Source organism: Streptomyces sp. NPDC092296 (assembly GCF_044755465.1).
Lineage (GTDB): Bacteria > Actinomycetota > Actinomycetes > Streptomycetales > Streptomycetaceae > Peterkaempfera.
Map to the genome: position 1 here is coordinate 183,215 of NZ_JBIVRB010000005.1, position 17,447 is coordinate 200,661.

The 17,447-nt window shown below is 72.3% G+C and carries 7 protein-coding genes; 5 read left to right on the forward strand and 2 right to left on the reverse strand.

Annotation, left to right across the window (positions count from 1 at the left end):
* Positions 1 to 378: 378 nt before the first annotated feature.
* Positions 379 to 963 carry a TMEM165/GDT1 family protein gene (locus ACIQGZ_RS15810; protein WP_402602216.1) on the forward strand — a complete coding sequence of 195 codons (585 nt, stop codon included), beginning with the start codon at positions 379 to 381 and terminating at the stop codon, positions 961 to 963.
* On the opposite strand, the gene ACIQGZ_RS15815 is transcribed toward ACIQGZ_RS15810, so the two are convergent.
* Positions 953 to 1,543: a hypothetical protein gene (locus ACIQGZ_RS15815; protein WP_402602218.1), complete on the reverse strand. Its 591-nt coding sequence runs from the start codon at positions 1,541 to 1,543 to the stop codon at positions 953 to 955. The genes ACIQGZ_RS15810 and ACIQGZ_RS15815 overlap by 11 nt on opposite strands.
* Before the next feature lie 28 nt (positions 1,544 to 1,571).
* Complete coding sequence (locus ACIQGZ_RS15820) at positions 1,572 to 2,630, reverse strand: peptidoglycan-binding protein (protein WP_402602219.1); 1,059 nt, start codon at positions 2,628 to 2,630, stop codon at positions 1,572 to 1,574.
* A gap of 384 nt (positions 2,631 to 3,014) precedes the next feature.
* On the opposite strand from ACIQGZ_RS15820, the gene ACIQGZ_RS15825 reads away from it, so the two are divergent.
* From ACIQGZ_RS15825 to ACIQGZ_RS15840, 4 genes are all read left to right on the forward strand, one after another.
* Positions 3,015 to 5,126, forward strand: coding sequence for an MFS transporter (locus ACIQGZ_RS15825; protein WP_402602220.1), 2,112 nt, complete (start codon positions 3,015 to 3,017; stop codon positions 5,124 to 5,126).
* A gap of 402 nt (positions 5,127 to 5,528) precedes the next feature.
* On the forward strand, positions 5,529 to 6,383 hold the full coding sequence (locus tag ACIQGZ_RS15830) for a sterol desaturase family protein (protein ID WP_402602221.1): 855 nt from the start codon (positions 5,529 to 5,531) through the stop codon (positions 6,381 to 6,383).
* A 25-nt stretch (positions 6,384 to 6,408) separates the two neighbouring features.
* Entirely contained in the window at positions 6,409 to 15,792 is a 9,384-nt protein-coding gene (locus ACIQGZ_RS15835) for an amino acid adenylation domain-containing protein (RefSeq protein ID WP_402602223.1), read from the forward strand.
* On the forward strand, positions 15,782 to 17,425 hold the full coding sequence (locus ACIQGZ_RS15840; protein WP_402602225.1) for a phytoene desaturase family protein: 1,644 nt from the start codon (positions 15,782 to 15,784) through the stop codon (positions 17,423 to 17,425). Before ACIQGZ_RS15835 ends, ACIQGZ_RS15840 begins: the two co-directional genes overlap by 11 nt.
* The last annotated feature ends 22 nt before the right edge of the window (positions 17,426 to 17,447 follow it).

Consider the following 17,447-nt stretch of genomic DNA (forward strand, 5'->3'; position numbering starts at 1 on the left):
ACGTCGGGTGCCGGTCACGCTAGGAGGCGGCGCGGGTGGCTGTCAATGGTCTGGACCACCCCTTCTGATCGCGGGCGTTTGCGCATGTCGCGGCAGGGCTGGATCGACAGGGCCATGACATATCAAACGTGCCAGGCGACCATCCGGTAAAGTGGGCGGCGATCGAAGGGGAGTAGCCCTCCACCGGACCGTCGACATACTGGCCGCAGCCCCGCTGCTGCCCGGCGCCCGGGGCATCGTACGAACGCGGCGCGACCGCGGGCGGTGCCGGCGAGACCTTCGGCCGCAGTGCTGTTGCCATGCGCTGCCGTGCCGAAGCGACCCCTGGAAGGTCACCGCCGGTACGGGAGCCCGACCGACGAGGAAGACCCCGCACCGATGAGCCCGACCATTGCCGTGATCACCTTCGGCATCATCTTCCTGGCCGAACTGCCGGACAAGACCGCCCTGGCCAGCCTGGTGCTGGGCACCCGCTACCGGGCGGGCTACGTCTTCGCCGGCATCGCCGCCGCCTTCGCCGTCCATGTCGCCCTCGCGGTGGCAGCGGGCAGCCTGCTGGCGCTGCTGCCGCACCGCTGGGTGGAGGGCGTGGTCAGCCTGCTCTTCCTGGGCGGCGCCGCGATGCTGCTGCTCCAGCGGGACGGCGACGAGGACGAGCACGCCGCCAAGGAGCCGTCGTCCACCGGATTCTGGAAGGTCGCCGGGTCCGGCTTCCTGCTGGTGCTGGTGGCCGAGTTCGGCGACCTGACCCAGATCACCACCGCCAACCTCGCCGCCCGCTACAGCGACCCGCTCGCGGTGGCGGTGGGCTCCTGGCTGGCGCTGTGCGCGGTGGCCGCCGTGGCGATCGTCGGCGGCCAGAAGCTGATGAAGCACGTGCCGCTGCGGGTCATCACCCGGGTCGCGGCGGTGGTGATGCTGGTGATGGCCGGTTTCAGCATCGTGGAGGCGGTCAGGGGCTGACCCCGGTCTCCCGGGTACGGACCTCCTGGAGCAGCCCCCAGGTGAAGTCGGCCACCGCCTGATGCGCCACCCCGTCCGCGTCCGGCGCCGTGAAGGCCAGCCGCCAGCGGGTCGGCGCGGCGCCCTCCAGCGGCCGGGCGCCGGGGAACGCCGCGCCCACGTCACCGATGGTGCAGCTCCAGGGGGTCAGATCGGCCAGCGTCCGCAGCTGCGGCGGCGGGCTGCCCGGGGCCCGTACCAGCCACTCGTCCAGCACCCCGCCGCCCGGGGCCAGCAGCAGTTCGAACCGCAGCTCCGGCCAGAGCGGCACCGGCCAGCGCAGCACCCGCAGCTCCAGATCACCGACCGCCCGCCGCCCGGTCGACTCGGGCTGCCCTAGCACGGCCAGGTAGCGGCGCTCGCCGTGCGGGAAGGTGCGCGAGCGCAGCATCGCCTGCCAGCGCCGGTTGGCCTCCCGCAGCTCGGCGCGGGAGGCGCCCAGTCGGCGGGCGGCGTCCGCCACCAGCTCGGGGTGGAAGTCCGCCATCCGGCGGAGCAGCACCAGTTGGAACTCCAGGGGGCCGAAGCCGTTGATCGCCACCGGTCCAGGATGCGCTCCGGCGCCGGGCTCAGGGGAATGCCCGCTCCAGCCGGTCCCGGGTGTTGGGGCCGTAGACGCCCGAGGGGTCGCCCTGGACGCTGTACCAGAGCTGGAACATGGCGACGGCCTCCTTGGTCTTCTGGTCGTAGTGGCCGCTGGGCCGCCCGTGGTACGTCCACGCGCGGGCCAGCCGCTGCTGGAGGGCGGTGACCTCCGGGCCGCTCGCTCCCACCGTCAGGGTGTCCGGGGTGGCCGGGGCGGTGGCGGGCGCGCTGCTCTCGCCCTCGGTCGGCTCCGGGCTGCCGCTGGTGGCGGCGGTGGTCGGCGTGTCGGCGGCGGTGGTGGGGCCGGACGTCGGGGGCGCGCTCAGGGTCGGCGTCGAGCCGGGGTCGCTGCTCGGCGGCGCGGCGGGCGGCGGCGCCTGTGGGGCCTTGCTGCCGGGGTCGGCGGTGGCGCTGGTGACGGGCACCACCACGGCCGGGGCCGAGGTCGGCGCGCCGGAGGGCGGCGGGCCGCTGCTGGTGGCCGGGTCGTGCGGGGCGCCGGTGGGCTCGTCGACCGGAGCCGAGACGGAGGGGACGGGCGCGGGCAGCGCCTGGTCGCCGCCGCCACCCGAACCGGACAGCGCGAAGCCGATCCCCGCTGCGGCCGGGACCGCGACCGCGGCGGCGATCAGCAGACCCCGGTTGCGCCGCTTGCGGCTGGCCGCCTGCCGTCCGGCGGCCCGCGAGTAGCGCACCGTGGCGGGCACGGCGCCGGTCTCCAACGGGAACATGCCCAGATCGCTGCCGGACGGCGGCGCGGCCGACCCCGTCGGATACGGCCAGGGCGCGGACGTGGGCGCGGGCGCCGGCTTCCCGGCGGCGGGCTCGACCGGCTCGGGCGGCGGCACCACGGCCTGGTCGGGATCGCCCGCCGCGTGGACGTACGGGCGGACCAGCGGCGGACCCTCGATGTGCGGCAGCACGGCGGTGTCGGTGAGGTCGGGCGGCCCGGCCGGCTGCGGCGGGCCGGTCAGGTCGGGCGGGCAGGCGCACCAGCCGGCGGCGCGCTCGATGCCGCACCTGGGGCAGTGCTCTCCCGGCATCCGACCGGTCCTCCTCTGTTGCTCAGTGCGTCGTCTGCTCAGTGCGTCGTCTGCTCAGTGCGTCGTCGCCGGACGGGGGCCGCGGACGGCGGCCGGCTCGGCGGACGGGACCGGAGGCGGGCGAGGGCGTGCCACCTGGTGCGGCGAAGGCGCGTGTCGGCCCCGGTCGGGCCCGATTATGCAGGAACAGCAGCTGATCGCACAGCAGCGGGCCTCCGGCGGCCGGGGGTTATGACCGGCTTGATGGGTTAGGGCCGCCGATGCCCGGTACAGCGGTCCGTACGGCTGTAAAAGGAGCGATACCCAGACAGTGCTGACAAACTGGTCCGGCGATGGCCTGACGCGGGGGCGACCACACCGGACCTGACGCTGTGAGGAGCTGGCATGGCTGCCGAGCCCGACCGGACGGGAGCCCCCACGGGCGGTGCCGCAGGCGCGTCCCCGCTGCCGGCGACCCAGCCGGGGCCGCCCGCCGGGCCGGTGCAGAACCTCTGGGTGGCGATCGGCGCGCTGCTGCTCGCCATGCTGCTGGCCGCCCTGGACCAGACCATCGTGGCCACCGCGCTGCCCACCATCGTCAGCGACCTCGGCGGCCTCGAACACCTCTCCTGGGTGGTCACCGCCTATCTGCTGGCCTCCACCGCCGCCACCCCGCTGTGGGGCAAGCTCGGCGACATGTACGGGCGCAAGCGCCTGTTCCAGTCCTCGATCGTGATCTTCCTGATCGGCTCGGCGCTCTGCGGCCTCTCCCGGAACATGGGCGAGCTGATCGGCTTCCGCGCCCTCCAGGGCCTGGGCGGCGGCGGGCTGATCGTGCTCTCGCAGGCCATCGTCGGAGACCTGGTGCCGCCCCGGGACCGGGGCCGCTACCAGGGGCTGTTCGGCGCGGTCTTCGGCGTCACCAGCGTGCTCGGGCCGCTGCTCGGCGGCCTCTTCGTGGACAACCTCAGCTGGCGCTGGGTCTTCTACGTCAACCTGCCGGTCGGCATCGTCGCGCTGCTGGTCATCGCGGCGGTGCTGCGCGGCGCCCAGAGCAGGCAGCGGCACACCATCGACTACGCCGGCACCGCGCTGATCGCCGGGGTGGCCACCTGCCTGGTGCTGATGACCTCGCTGGGCGGCGTCACCTGGCCGTGGGCCTCCTGGAAGGTGATCGGGCTCGGCGTGCTCGGCCTGGTGCTGCTGGCGCTCTTCCTCCAGGTCGAGCGGCGGGCCGAGGAGCCGGTGCTGCCGCTGCGGCTGTTCCGGATGCAGACCTTCACGCTCGCCGCGGTGATCTCCTTCATCGTCGGCTTCGCCATGTTCGGCGCGCTCACCTATCTGCCGACCTTCCTCCAGGTGGTACGGCAGGTCTCCCCGACCCTCTCCGGTGTGCACATGCTGCCGATGGTGCTCGGCATCCTGCTCACCTCCATCGTCTCCGGGCAGATCGTCAGCCGCACCGGCCGCTACAAGGTCTTCCCGATCACCGGCACCGCCGTCACGGCGGTGGGCCTGCTGCTGCTCTCCCGGTTGACGGAGCACAGCGGGGACCTGGAGATGAGCCTGTACTTCCTGGTTTTCGGCCTCGGCCTCGGCATGGTGATGCAGGTGCTGGTGCTGGTGGTGCAGAACGCTGTCGGCTACGAGGACCTGGGGGTCGCCACCGCCGGTGCCACCTTCTTCCGCTCCATCGGCGCCTCCTTCGGCGTGGCGGTCTTCGGCACCATCTTCGCCAACGGCCTGCGCGACCGCCTGGCCCATGCCTTCACCGGGGTACGACTGCCGCCCGGCTTCGACCCCGGTGCCGTCACCGGTGATCCGCGTGCCGTCGCGGGGCTGCCGCCCGCCGTGCGGAACGCCGTCCACCACGCCTATGCGCAGGCCATCACCCAGGTCTTCCTGTACGCGGTGCCGATCGTGCTGGTGGCCTTCGTGCTCGCCTGGTTCCTGCGCGAGCAGCCGCTGCGGCAGTCGGTGACCAGCCCCGACCTGGGCGAGGGCATAGGCACCAACCCGGTCGAGCGCTCCTCGGTGGACGAGATCGCGCGGGCGCTGTCCCTGCTGGGCAGCCGCCAGGCCCGGCACGGGCTCTACCGCCGGATCACGGCCGCCGCCGGGCTCGACCTGCAACCGGCCTCGGGCTGGCTGCTGCTGATGATGCACAAGCACGGCCTGGTGGACCCCGGTGGCATCGCGGACCGGGGCGTCATCCCCCGGCAGGTGGTCGAGAACGCCGCGATCGAGGTGGAGGGGCGCGGCCTCGCGGTGCGGAACGGGACGCTCCAGCTCCGGCTGACCCCGGCGGGCGAGCAGGTCGCCGAGCGGCTGGTCGCCGCCCGCCGCGCGCAGCTGGCCGATCTGCTCGGTGACTGGGACGAGACCAGGTACGCCGATCTTGCCGCGCTGCTCACCCGGCTGAGCGACGCGCTCTGCGCCGACGAGCGCGACCGCCCCGGCCCGGACCGGCGCCCGGAGCGGCGCGACCGCCCCCGGCCGGGGCGCACGCCGGCCTGATTTCCTGGGGAGCGCCCCTGGTCGGACGGGATGCGCTCGCTGGTCCGGGTGATTCTTTAGGGATTCCTGCCAGAAGTAGTGCGACCACGGCTAGTATCACCTCATACGACTTCCGTGACCTCTGCCCAAGGGGGACTTGTGTTCCAGAGGGTCGTGGAGAGATTCTCCAGCAGAGCTGTGCCCGCAGTGCACGCCTGTTGTTTCATCCCGGTGTCGAGACCGGGCGCCGGCAGACTCGGCTAGCGGAACACCGCCGTCCGCACCCGAGCGCCGGCGGTCGAAAGTCATCGCGCAACCGGAATCGGAGCAGCCTGTTCCTCTCCTGCCTCCGGTCGATTAAGCGCGCTCCATTTATCGGTCGGCATGCCTCCGCATGCCGTCCTGTGGCTGAATGGTGTGGTCATGTGGCGATTCCTGAACCGAGCGGCCTATCCTGTCCTGCTCGCGGCGGTCGTCTCGACGGCTGTGGCGACCCTGCACTACGGTTGGGACCCGGGCCGGGTGAGCTTCTTCTTCCTGATGGGCGTCATCGCCTATCTCGCGCTGCTGGAGCGGATTATTCCGTATGAGCGGGGCTGGCATCCGAGCCGTGGAGAATGGGGCTGGTACGGCCTCTACTTCCTGCTGACCATGGTCGGCGGGGGGCTGGCGCAGTTCGCGGTGATGGCCGTCGTCGGGCTGGTCGCGCCGCTGCACCCGGTGCTGGACTTGTGGGTGGAGATCCCGTTCGCCCTGCTGGCGGGCTCGCTCGCCGGCTATCTGATCCACCGGTGGGGGCACACCAACGCCTGGCTGTGGCGGCTGCACGGTGTGCACCATGTCCCGGAGAAGGTGAATGTCGCCAACAACGGCGTCAATCACATCCTCGACGTCCTGTTCTCGCAGGGCTCGGTGCAGCTCGCCCTGGCGCTGCTCGGATTCTCGCAGAGCTCCGTTTTCGCCGTCGGCCTGTTCGTTGTTGCGCAAGGGTATTTCATACACGCCAACATCGATGTGCGAATCGGTCTGCTGAACCACATCTTCACCAGCCCGGAGCAGCACCGGCTGCACCACAGCACCGACCTGTCCGAGGCCGGTCACTTCGGTTCCGACCTCTCGATCTGGGACCACCTCTTCAACAGCTTCCACTGGTATCCGGGCCGTGTTCCGGCCGCAGTCGGGCTCAAGGACCCGGATTCCTTCCCGAGCACCAGTTCCGTCATGGCCAGCCTTATCCAGCCGTGGCGGCGCGCGAAGTCCGACGAATACTCCGCCTGACCGTCTTCAACACAAGGATGCGACCATGACGGGATCGAGCACTGCCGACCTCCGTGAGAGAACAGCCGTCATCGGCATCGGTTGCCGGCTGCCTGGCAGCGCCTCCGACTACCGCACGTTCTGGCAGAACCTGATCGACGGCAAGGACTGCATTACAGCCACTCCCGCCGACCGCTATGACGTGTCGACGCTCGGCAGCAAGGACAAGGCCAAGGCCGGCCGGCTGGTCGGCGGGCGCGGCGGCTACATCGACGGCTTCGACGAGTTCGACCCGGCGTTCTTCGGCATCAGCCCGCGCGAGGCCGAGCACATGGACCCGCAGCAGCGCAAGCTGCTGGAGGTGGCCTGGGAGGCGCTGGAGGACGGCGGGCAGCGCCCCGCCGAGCTGGCCGGCGGTGACGTCGGGGTCTTCGTCGGCGCCTTCACGCTGGACTACAAGATCCTCCAGTTCGCGGACCTGGACTTCGAGACGCTGGCCGCGCACACCGCCACCGGCACCATGATGACGATGGTGTCGAACCGCATCTCCTACTGCTTCGACTTCCGGGGCCCCAGCGTCTCCATCGACACGGCGTGCAGCTCCTCGCTGGTGGCGGTGCACCTGGCCTGCCGCAGCCTGCACCGCGGCGAGACCGACCTGGCGCTGGCCGGCGGCACGCTGCTGCACATGGCGCCGCAGTACACCATCGCGGAGACCAAGGGCGGCTTCCTCTCCACCGAGGGCCGGTCGCGCACCTTCGACGCCTCGGCCGACGGCTATGTACGCGCCGAGGGCGTCGGCATGGTGGCGCTCAAGCGGCTGGAGGACGCGCTCCGCGACGGCGACCCGATCCACGCGGTGATCACCGGCACCGGCGTCAACCAGGACGGCCGTACCAACGGCATCACCGTGCCCAACCCCGAGGCGCAGGTCAGCCTGATCCAGCGGGTCTGCGCCGAGGCCGGCATCGAGCCCGGCAGCCTCCAGTACATCGAGGCGCACGGCACCTCCACCCCGGTCGGTGACCCGATCGAGGCGGCGGCGCTCGGCCGGGCGCTGGCCATCGGCCGCACCCCCGGCTCACGCTGCTACGTCGGCTCGGTCAAGACCAACATCGGGCACACCGAGTCGGCCGCCGGCATCGCCGGGCTGATCAAGACCGTGCTCAGCCTGAAGCACCGCACCATCCCGCCGCACATCAACCTGGAGCAGGTCAACCCCAAGATCGACCTGGCCTCGCTGCCCTTCGAGATACCGACTCGCCCGACCGCGTGGCCCGAGCACGAAGGACCGGCCCGCGCCGGGGTGAACGCCTTCGGCTTCGGCGGCACCAACGCCCACGTGCTGCTGGAGGAGGCCCCGGTCCGCCCGGAGCCCGAGGAGGCCGCCGCCGACCCGGCCGAAGAAACCGAGCCCCGGTGGACCGTACTGCCGCTCACCGCCCGCGACCCGGCCGCCCTCCCCGAGCTGGCCGACGGCATCCGCACCGAGCTGACCGGCGCCGAGGGCCGCCCGGCGGTGGCGCTGGCCGACCTCGGCTACACCCTGGCCCACCGCCGCCAGCACCACGAGGCCCGGCTCTCGCTGGTCTACTCCACCCGCGAGTCGCTGCACGAGGCACTGGACGCCTACCTGCGCGGCGAGCCGCACCCCCGGGTGCTGCTCGACCAGCAGCGCGACCCGCAGCACTCCCGGCTGACCTGGGTCTTCACCGGCATGGGCCCGCAGTGGTGGGCGATGGGCCGTCAGCTGTACGCCGAGGAACCGGTCTATCGCGAAACCATCGACCGCTGCGACCGCGAGATCCGCCGGCTCACCGGCTGGTCCCTGGTGGCGGAGCTGTCCGCCGACGAGGCCGACTCCAACATGGCCGAGACCTGGCTCGCCCAGCCGGCCAACTTCGCCGTCCAGATAGCGCTGGCCGCCCTGTGGCGCAGCCGGGGCGTCCAGCCGGACGCCATCGTGGGCCACAGCACCGGTGAGGTCGCCGCCTTCTACGAGGCCGGCGTCTACACCCTGGAGGACGCCGTCGAGGTGGTCGTCCACCGCAGCCGCCTCCAGCAGAAGCTGGTCGGTACCGGCACCATGCTCGCGGTGAGCCTGCCGGAGGCCGAGGCGGTGCGCCGGGTCCGCCCGTACGGCGACCGGGTCTCGATCGCCGCCGTCAACAGCCCCACCGGGATCACCCTGGCGGGGGACGAGGACGCGCTCGGTGAGCTGGCCGCCCAGCTCCAGTCCGAGGGCCTGTTCGCCAAGTTCCTCACCGTACGCGTCCCCTACCACTCCGCCCGGATGGAGCTGATCAAGGACGAACTGCTCTCCTCGCTGGCCGGGATCACCCCCCGCGCCGCCCGGCTGCCGCTCTACCTCACCGGCCGGGAGGGCACCGCGCACGGCACCGAGCTGGACGCCCAGTACTGGTGGCACAACGTCCGCGACAGCGTCCGCTTCCGCGCCGCGATCGACCAGCTGGTCGACGACGGACACCGGCTCTTCCTGGAGATCGGCCCGCACCCGGTGCTCGGCCACTCCATCAAGGAGTGCCTGACCCACCGCGGCGTCGAGGGCCGCACCGTCCCCTCGATCCGCCGCCAGGAGGACGAGACCCTGCGGTTCACCACCTCGCTGGCCGCGCTGCACAACCTCGGCGTCCCCGTCGACTGGCAGCTGCTCCAGCCGACCGGCCGCCCGGTGACCCTGCCGCGCTACCCCTGGCGGCGCGACCGCTACTGGACCGAGCCCGCCAAGGTCGCCCAGGTCCGGCTGGGCCGGCTGGACCACCCGCTGCTCGGCCGCCGCACCGGCGCCGCCGAGCCCACCTGGGAGGCCAAGCTCGACCCCGAGCGGATGCCCTGGCTCAGCGACCACCGCATCCAGGGCAATGTGCTCTTCCCCGCCGCCGGCTACCTGGAGATGGCCGCGCAGGCGGTGAAGGCCATGACCGGCGCCACCGACGCCACGCTGGCCGACATCGAGCTGCGCAAGGCCCTCTTCCTGCCCGAGGGCGAGGCCAAGGCCGTCCAGCTCTCCTTCTCCTCCGAGGGCGCCTCCTTCACCGTCGCCACCGCCGCCGACGCGGCGGAGCCGACCGTGCACGCCGGCGGCGTGGTCCGCGCCGGCCAGCGCCGCCGCACCACCGCCCCGCTGGACACCGAGACCGTCCGGGCCCGCAGTCGTCGCCACCTCACCGGCCGCGACTGCTACACCGCCCTGGCCGGTCTCGGCTACCACTACGGCCCGGCGTTCCAGGGCATCGAGGAGGTCTGGATCGGCCCCGGCGAGGCGCTGGCCCGGATCGTCCCGCCCGCCCTGCTGGACGGCGACGCCGCCCGCCACCACGTCCACCCGGTGCTGCTGGACTCCTGCTTCCAGACCCTGCTGACCCCGCAGATCCTGGAGCAGGAGACGGACGACGCGCAGGGCACCGGCATCCGGCTGCCGCTGTCGATCGGGGAGGTACGCCTGGACCCGGTCGGTGACCAGCCGCTCTGGGTGCACGCCACCATCACCCGGCGCGACGGCGACACCCTGGTCGGCGACATCGCGCTGCACGCCGCCGACGGCACCCCGCTCGGCCTGATCGGTGACTTCCGCGCCGCCGACGTGGAGAAGGCCTCCACCACGGTCGGCCTGGCCACCATCGACAACTGGCTGGCCGAGCCCGGCTGGGTCCGCACCGCCACCGCACCCGCCGACCCCGAGACCACCACCGGCGACTGGCTGCTGCTGGCCGACACCGGCGGCGTCGCGGACCAGCTGGCCCACCTGGTCACCGCCCGGGGCGGCCGCGCCCACCTGGTGCGCCCCGGCACCGGCTACCGGCTGGACGCCGCCGCGGGCGAGTCCACCGTACGGCCCGGCGAGGCCGCCGACCTGGAACGGCTGCTCACCGAGCTGGCGGCCACCGGCGCCGCGTACGAGACCGTGCTACACCTGTGGAACCTCGACCTGCCCGGCATCGAGCAGACCGACCGCGACCGGATCGGTGAGCACAGCAGCCTCGGCGGCTACTCACTGATCACCCTCGCCCAGCTGCTGCCCACCCGGCTGCCCGGCAGCAGCCTGCACATCGTCACCCGGGGCACCCAGCCGGTCGAGCCCGGCGACCCGGTCGAGCCGTTCGGCGCCCCCGCCTGGGGCATCGGCCGGGTGCTGCGCCACCAGGAGCTGGTGGGCCACCCCGGCAAGCTGATCGACCTCGATCCGGCGGCGCCCGCCGACGCCGCCACCCGCCGCGCCGAGGCCGAGGCGCTGCTGCGCGAGGCCGCCGCCACCCAGGACGGCGTCGACGACGAGGACGAGATCGCGCTGCGCGGCGAGCGCCGGCTCACCAGCCGGCTGCGCCCCGCCGCCGACCTGCCCCGGCCGCTGCCGCTGCGGCTGCGCGCCGACGGCAGCTACCTGGTGACCGGCGCCTTCGGCGCGCTCGGCCGGCTGCTCTGCCGCACCCTGGTCAAGCGCGGCGCCCGCCGGCTGATCCTGGTCAGCCGCTCCGGCGTCCCCGAGCGCGACCAGTGGGCCGCCGCCGACCCGGCGAGCGCGGCGGGCCGCAATGTGCGGTTCCTGCGCGAGCTGGAGTCGCTCGGCGCCCAGGTGATCCCGGCCCGGCTGGACATCACCGACGAGGCCGCCCTCACCGACTGGCTGGCGGAGTACCGCAGGCAGCAGTCGCCGCCGATCCGGGGCGTCTTCCACCTGGCCGGGCAGGTCCGGGACACCCTGGTCCCGGAGATGGACCGGGAGGTCTTCGACTCCGTCCACGACCCCAAGGTGGCCGGCTCCTACCTGCTCCACCGCCACCTGCGGGACGAGCCGCTGGAGCACTTCGTGCTCTTCGCCTCGATCGCCTCGCTGCTGACCACCGCCGGCCAGACCAACTACGCCGCCGGGAACGCCTTCCTGGACGCGCTGGCGCACCACCGGCGGGCCCAGGGCCTGCCCGCGATGAGCCTGGACTGGGGCCCGTGGGCCACCGGCATGATCGAGGAACTGGGCCTGATCGACCACTACCGCAACAGCCGGGGCATGAGCTCGCTGCCGCCGGACGCGGGCATGGCCGTCCTGGAGCGCGTCATCGGCCAGGACCGTGCTCAGCTGCTGGTCGCCACCGTGGTGGACTGGCAGGTCTTCCTCTCCTGGTACGCCTCGCCGCCGCCGCTGGTGGCCGAGCTGGCCGCCGCGGCGGCCGACGCGCCGTCCGCCGAGGGCGGCAGCTTCCTGGAGGCGTTCCGGGACGCGACCGAGGAGCAGCGCCGCCCGCTGCTCGCCGAGCACTTCACCGCCGTGGTGGCCGGGGTGCTGCGGGTGCGTCCCGAGCAGGTCGACCCGGCGGCCGGCCTGGGCGCCGTGGGTCTGGACTCGCTGCTGGCGATGGAGCTGCGGGCCCGGCTGCACACCGAGTTCGGGGTGGCGCTGCCGGTGGTGGCGCTGCTGGGCAACGCCCCGGTCGCGGAGCTGGTCGACCAGGTGCACGCCGACCTGGCCGCGCAGGTGGCCGGCGGCGACCTGGAGGACGGCGCCGCCGAGGTGGAGCTCTTCTCCGACGAGGAGCTGTTCCCGCTGACCCAGAACCAGAAGGCGCTCTGGTTCCTCAAGCAGCTCCACCCGGACGGCTTCGCCTACAACATCGGCGGCGCGGTCGAGGTGCGGGCCGAGATCGACCCCGAGCTGATGTTCGAGGCCGTACGGGTGCTGATCGACCGCCACCCGCTGCTGCGGGCCAACTTCCTGCTCCAGGACGGCCAGGCGGTGCAGCGGATCTCCAGCGGCGCCGACCCCGACCTGGCCCTGTTCGACGTGCAGGACCAGGAGTGGGAGGACATCCACCGGGTCATCGTCCAGGAGTACCGCAAGCCGTACGACCTGGAGCACGACCCGCTGGTCCGGTTCCGGCTGTTCAAGCGCGGCCCGGACCGCTGGGTGATCATGAAGGCGGTCCACCACATCATCTCGGACGCCATCTCCACCTTCACCTTCATCGAGGAGCTGCTGGCCGTCTACGAGGGCCTGCGCGAGGGCCGCACTCCCGACCTGCCGCCGGTCTCTGCCCGCTACCTGGACTTCCTCAACTGGCAGAACGGCTTCCTGGCCTCCCGGGACGCCCGGCGGATGCTCGACTACTGGCGCGACAACCTGCCGGCCCAGGTGCCGATCCTCAACCTGCCGACCGACAAGCCCCGCCCGGCGGTGCAGAGCCACAACGGGGCCTCGGAGTTCTTCACCCTGGACACCGACCTCAGCGCCCGGGTGCACGCCCTCGCCCGTGAGCACAACGTCACCGTCTTCATGGTGCTGCTGAGCGCCTACTACCTGCTGCTGCACCGGTACTCCGGCCAGGACGAGATCATCGTCGGCAGCCCGGTCACCGGCCGCACCCAGGAGGAGTTCGGCTCGGTCTACGGCTACTTCGTCAACCCGCTGCCGCTCTACGCCGACCTGTCGGCCGAGCCGTCCGTCGCCGAGCTGCTCCAGCAGGTCCGCACCACCGTGCTCGGCGGCCTGGACAACCAGGAGTACCCGTTCGTGCTGCTGGTCGACGAGCTGGGCCTCCAGCACGACCCCAGCCGCTCCGCGGTCTTCCAGGCGATGTTCATCCTGCTCACCCACAAGGTCGCCACCGAGAAGTACGGCTACCGGCTGGACTACATCGAACTCCCCGAGGAGGAGGGGCAGTTCGACCTCACCCTCTCCGCCTACGAGGACGAGGCCGAGCACCGGTTCCACTGCGTCTTCAAGTACAACACCGACCTGTTCCTGCCGGAGACCGTGCAGCGGCTGGCCACGCACTACCTCAGCCTGCTGGACTCGCTCACCCGCGAGCCCGCCGACCGGCCCGCCACCCGGCTGGAGATGCTCGGCGGTGCGGAGCGGCGGCGCATCCTCACCGAGTGGAGCGGCGCCGAGCGGCGGCTGCCCCACGAGGTGCCGGTGCCCGAGCTGATCAGCCGGGCCGCCGCCGAGCGGCCGGACACGGTCGCGGTGGCGATGCCGGACGAGTCCGGCGCCGTCGAGCGGCTGACCTACGCCGAACTGGAGGCCCGTTCCCGGCGGGTGGCGCACCGGCTGCGCGGCCTGGGCGTCCGCGACGGTGCCGTGGTGGGGCTCCGGCTGCGCAAGTCGCCCGACCTGGTGGTGGCCATGCTGGCCGTGCTGCGGGCCGGCGGTGCCTATCTGCCGCTGGACCCCGACCACCCCGTCGACCGGCTCGCCGACATGGTGGAGAACGCCGCCGCCGCGCTGGTGCTGACCGAGGGCGACCGCCCGGACGGGCTGCCGGCGGCCCTGTACGACCTCGACGAGCTGTACGGCCTCGACGAGCTGGACACCGGGTCCGACCCGCTCGACGCGGAGCTGCCCCCGGTCGACCTGGACGGCCCCGCGTACATCATCCACACCTCCGGCTCCACCGGCCGCCCCAAGGCGGTCCAGGTCAGCCACCGCAACCTCGCCTCGGTCTACAGCGCCTGGCAGGAGGAGTACCGGCTGGACAGCGACGTCCGGGTGCACCTCCAGATGGCTTCCCCGTCCTTCGACGTCTTCACCGGCGACCTGGTCCGCGCGCTCTGCTCCGGCGGCACCCTGCTGCTGGTCGGCCGCGAACTGCTGTTCAACACCGCCCGGCTGTACGACACCATGGTCGAGGAGGGGGTGGACTGCGGCGAGTTCGTCCCCGCCGTGGTGCGCGGCCTGATCCGGCACTGCGCGGACACCGGCCGCCGGCTGGCCTTCATGCGGCTGCTGATCGTCGGCTCCGACGCCTGGAAGGTCGAGGAGTACCAGCAGCTGCGCAGCCTGTGCGGCCCGCACACCCGACTGGTCAACTCGTACGGCCTCAGCGAGGCCACCATCGACAGCGCCTGGTTCGAGGGCCCCACCGACACCCTGGAACCCAGCCACATGGTGCCGATCGGCCGGCCGTTCCCCAACAGCGCCCTCTACATCCTGGACCGCAACGCCGAACCCGTACCGCCCGGCGTCCCCGGCGAGCTGTGGATCGGCGGCACCGGCGTCGCCGCCGGCTACGCCGGCGACCCCGAGCAGACCGCCCAGCGGTTCGCCACCCTCACCCTGGGCCGCGAGGCCGGCGACCGGCCGACCAGGCTCTACCGCACCGGCGACCTCGCCCACTGGGACCGGGACGGCGGCGTCCACCTGCTCGGCCGCGCCGACAGCCAGGTCAAGGTGCGCGGCCACCGCGTCGAGATCGGTGAGATCGAGTCCCAGCTCGCCGCCTGGCCCGCCCTGGCGCAGGCCATCGTCGCGGTCCGCACCGACGCCCAGGGCGAGGCGGCGCTCTGCGCCTACTGCGTCCCGGCCGCCGGCTCCCGGCTGGACCGGCGCGAGCTGCGCCGCCACCTGGCCGGCTACCTGCCCACCTTCATGATCCCCAGCCACTTCGTGGAGCTGTCCGAACTGCCGCTCACCCCCAACGGCAAGGTCGATACCGCCGCGCTGCCCGCCCCCGAGGCCGACGGCGACGAGCGGGCGTTCGAACCGCCGGCCACCCTGTACGAGGTCCGGATGGCCGAGCACTGGCGTTCGCTGCTCGGCCTGGAGCGGCCCGGACTCCAGCACGACTTCTTCGAGTCCGGCGGCAGCTCCATCAAGCTGATCGAGCTGATCCACCAGCTCCAGACCGAGTTCAACATCTCCATCCCGGTCAGCAGGCTCTTCACCGTCACCACGCTGCACGGCATGGCCCGCACCCTGGAGGACATCATCACCGGCCGCACCGCCGGTGCCCGGCCCTACCTCACCTTCAACCCCGGCGAGGAGCGCACCCTGTTCTGCTTCCCGCCGGCCGGCGGCCACGGCCTGATCTACCGCCGGCTCGCCGCCCACCTGCCCGACCACCGGTTCGTCGCCTTCAACCACCTGCCCGGCGACGACAAGGTGACCCGCTACGCCGACCTGATCGAGACCGTGCACGGCGACGGGCCCTGCACCCTCTTCGGCTACTCCCTCGGCGGCAACCTCGCCTTCGAGGTGGCCAAGGAGCTGGAGAGCCGCGGCCGCACCGTGCCGCAGGTGATCATCATGGACTCGTACCGGATCACCGAGGCGTTCGAGCTGCGCGACGAGCACCTGGAGACGTTCGAGGACGAGCTCCGCGGCCACCTGCACAAGCACACCGGCTCCGACGCCGTCGCCCAGGAGACCCTGGAGCAGGCCAGGGAGTACGTCCACTTCTGCAACCGCACCCCCAACCAGGGCACGGTCGCGGCCAGGGTCACCGTACTCTCCGACACCGACAAGGCCGCGCTCTACGCGGAGGGCAACCCGGGCAGCTGGTACGGCAGCTCCGACATCGGCGCCGATGTGCTGCGCGGCTTCGGCACCCACGCCGAGATGCTCGACGACAAGTACCTGCCGCGCAACGCCGAGCTGATGCACGGCGTCCTCACCGGCGGGAGCGGCCATGGCGTCTGACCGGACCCCCGACCGGCCGAAGGTCCTCATCATCGGCGGCGGCATCGCCGGCCTCTCCACCGGCTGCTACGCCCAGATGAGCGGCATGGAGACCCGCATCCTGGAGAAGCACCTGGTGCCCGGCGGCTGCTGCACCGCCTGGTCCCGCGACGGCTACGTCTTCGACTACTGCATCGAGTGGCTGATCGGCACCGCCCCCGGCAACGACGCCAACCGCATCTGGCGCGAGCTCGGCGCGCTCGACGGCAAGACCATCGCCAACTTCGACCACTTCAACCGGGTGGTCGGCGCCGACGGCCGCTCGGTCACCTTCTACAACGACCCCGACCGGCTGGAAGCCCACCTGCTGGAGGTCTCACCGCCCGACGCACCGCTGATCCGTGCCTTCTGCCGCGACCTGCGGCGGTTCATCGACGTCGAGCTCTACCCCTTCCTCACCCCGCCGCCGCTGCGCACCCTGCGGGAGAAGGCCGCCCTGCTGCGCACCGTGGTCCCCGCCTTCCGGCTGTTCTGGCGGGCGGGGGCCACCCAGATGGCGGACTTCTCCGAGCGGTTCCAGGACCCGCTGCTGCGGCAGGCGTTCCGCAACATCTTCTTCCAGGACCCCGGCGGCTTCCCGCTGCTGCCGTACCTCTACAACCTGGCCTGCGCCTACCACGGCAACGCCGGCTTCCCGCAGGGCGGATCGCTCGGCCTGGCCCGCTCCATCGAGGAGCGCTACACCAACCTCGGCGGTCGGATCGACTACCGGGCCCGGGTGGAGCGCATCCTGGTCGAGGACGGCCGCGCGGTCGGGGTGGAGCTGCGGGACGGCACCCGCCACCTGGCCGATCACGTGGTCTCCGCCTGCGACGGCTACACCACCATCTACCGGCTGCTGGAGGGCCAGTACACCAGCCCCACCACCGACAGGCTCTACGGTGAGCTGCTGGACCGGCAGGGCACCCTCTTCCCGGGCGTGGTCTCCGTCTTCGCCGGGATCGACGGCGAGTTGGACGACGACCCGGACGCCGGGCACATCAGCACCCATCTGCTGCCCCCGGAGGAGGCCGCCCGGCTGACCGGGGCCCGGCAGAACAGCCTGGTGGTGCAGCGGCGCTCCCAGTACTCCGACGGCTTCGCGCCGCCCGGCAAGTCGATCGTGCACTGCACCTACCTCAGCGACTTCGCCCCGTGGAAGGAGCTGCGCACCGGCAACCGCAAGGAGTACTGGGCGCGCAAACGCCAGGTTGCCGATTTCGTCCGGGAGTTCCTGGAGAAGCGCTACCCCGGCCTCGGCGGCCGCATCGAGACCATCGACGTGGCCACCCCGACGACCACCGAGCGCTACACCGGCAACCGGCACGGCACCATCTTCGCCTGGAACGCCTTCTCCGACGCCGAGGAACTGGCGACGGCTCTGGTCGACAAGGACCGGATGCGGCTGCCCGGACTGCGCGGCTTCTCGATGGCCGGCCAGTGGGTCGGCATGGGCGGCCTGATCCGGGCCGCCTCCACCGGGCGCTTCGCCGCCCAGTTCCTCTGCGAGGAACTGGGCACGGAGTTCCGGGCCTGGCCCAGTCCGGGCGACGCGGAGCCGTGGCACCGGGGCAAGTTCGGCAACCTGCCCCAGCTCGACATCCGGCCCGTGTAGCGGCCGACCACCGGAACGAGGA

Coding starts and splice junctions, on each gene's coding strand:
- ACIQGZ_RS15835 (WP_402602223.1), top strand. CDS start 6,409: ATGACGGGATCGAGCACTGCCGACCTCCGTGAGAGAACAGCCGTCATC.
- ACIQGZ_RS15820 (WP_402602219.1), bottom strand. CDS start 2,630: ATGCCGGGAGAGCACTGCCCCAGGTGCGGCATCGAGCGCGCCGCCGGC.
- ACIQGZ_RS15830 (WP_402602221.1), top strand. CDS start 5,529: ATGTGGCGATTCCTGAACCGAGCGGCCTATCCTGTCCTGCTCGCGGCG.
- ACIQGZ_RS15840 (WP_402602225.1), top strand. CDS start 15,782: ATGGCGTCTGACCGGACCCCCGACCGGCCGAAGGTCCTCATCATCGGC.
- ACIQGZ_RS15825 (WP_402602220.1), top strand. CDS start 3,015: ATGGCTGCCGAGCCCGACCGGACGGGAGCCCCCACGGGCGGTGCCGCA.
- ACIQGZ_RS15810 (WP_402602216.1), top strand. CDS start 379: ATGAGCCCGACCATTGCCGTGATCACCTTCGGCATCATCTTCCTGGCC.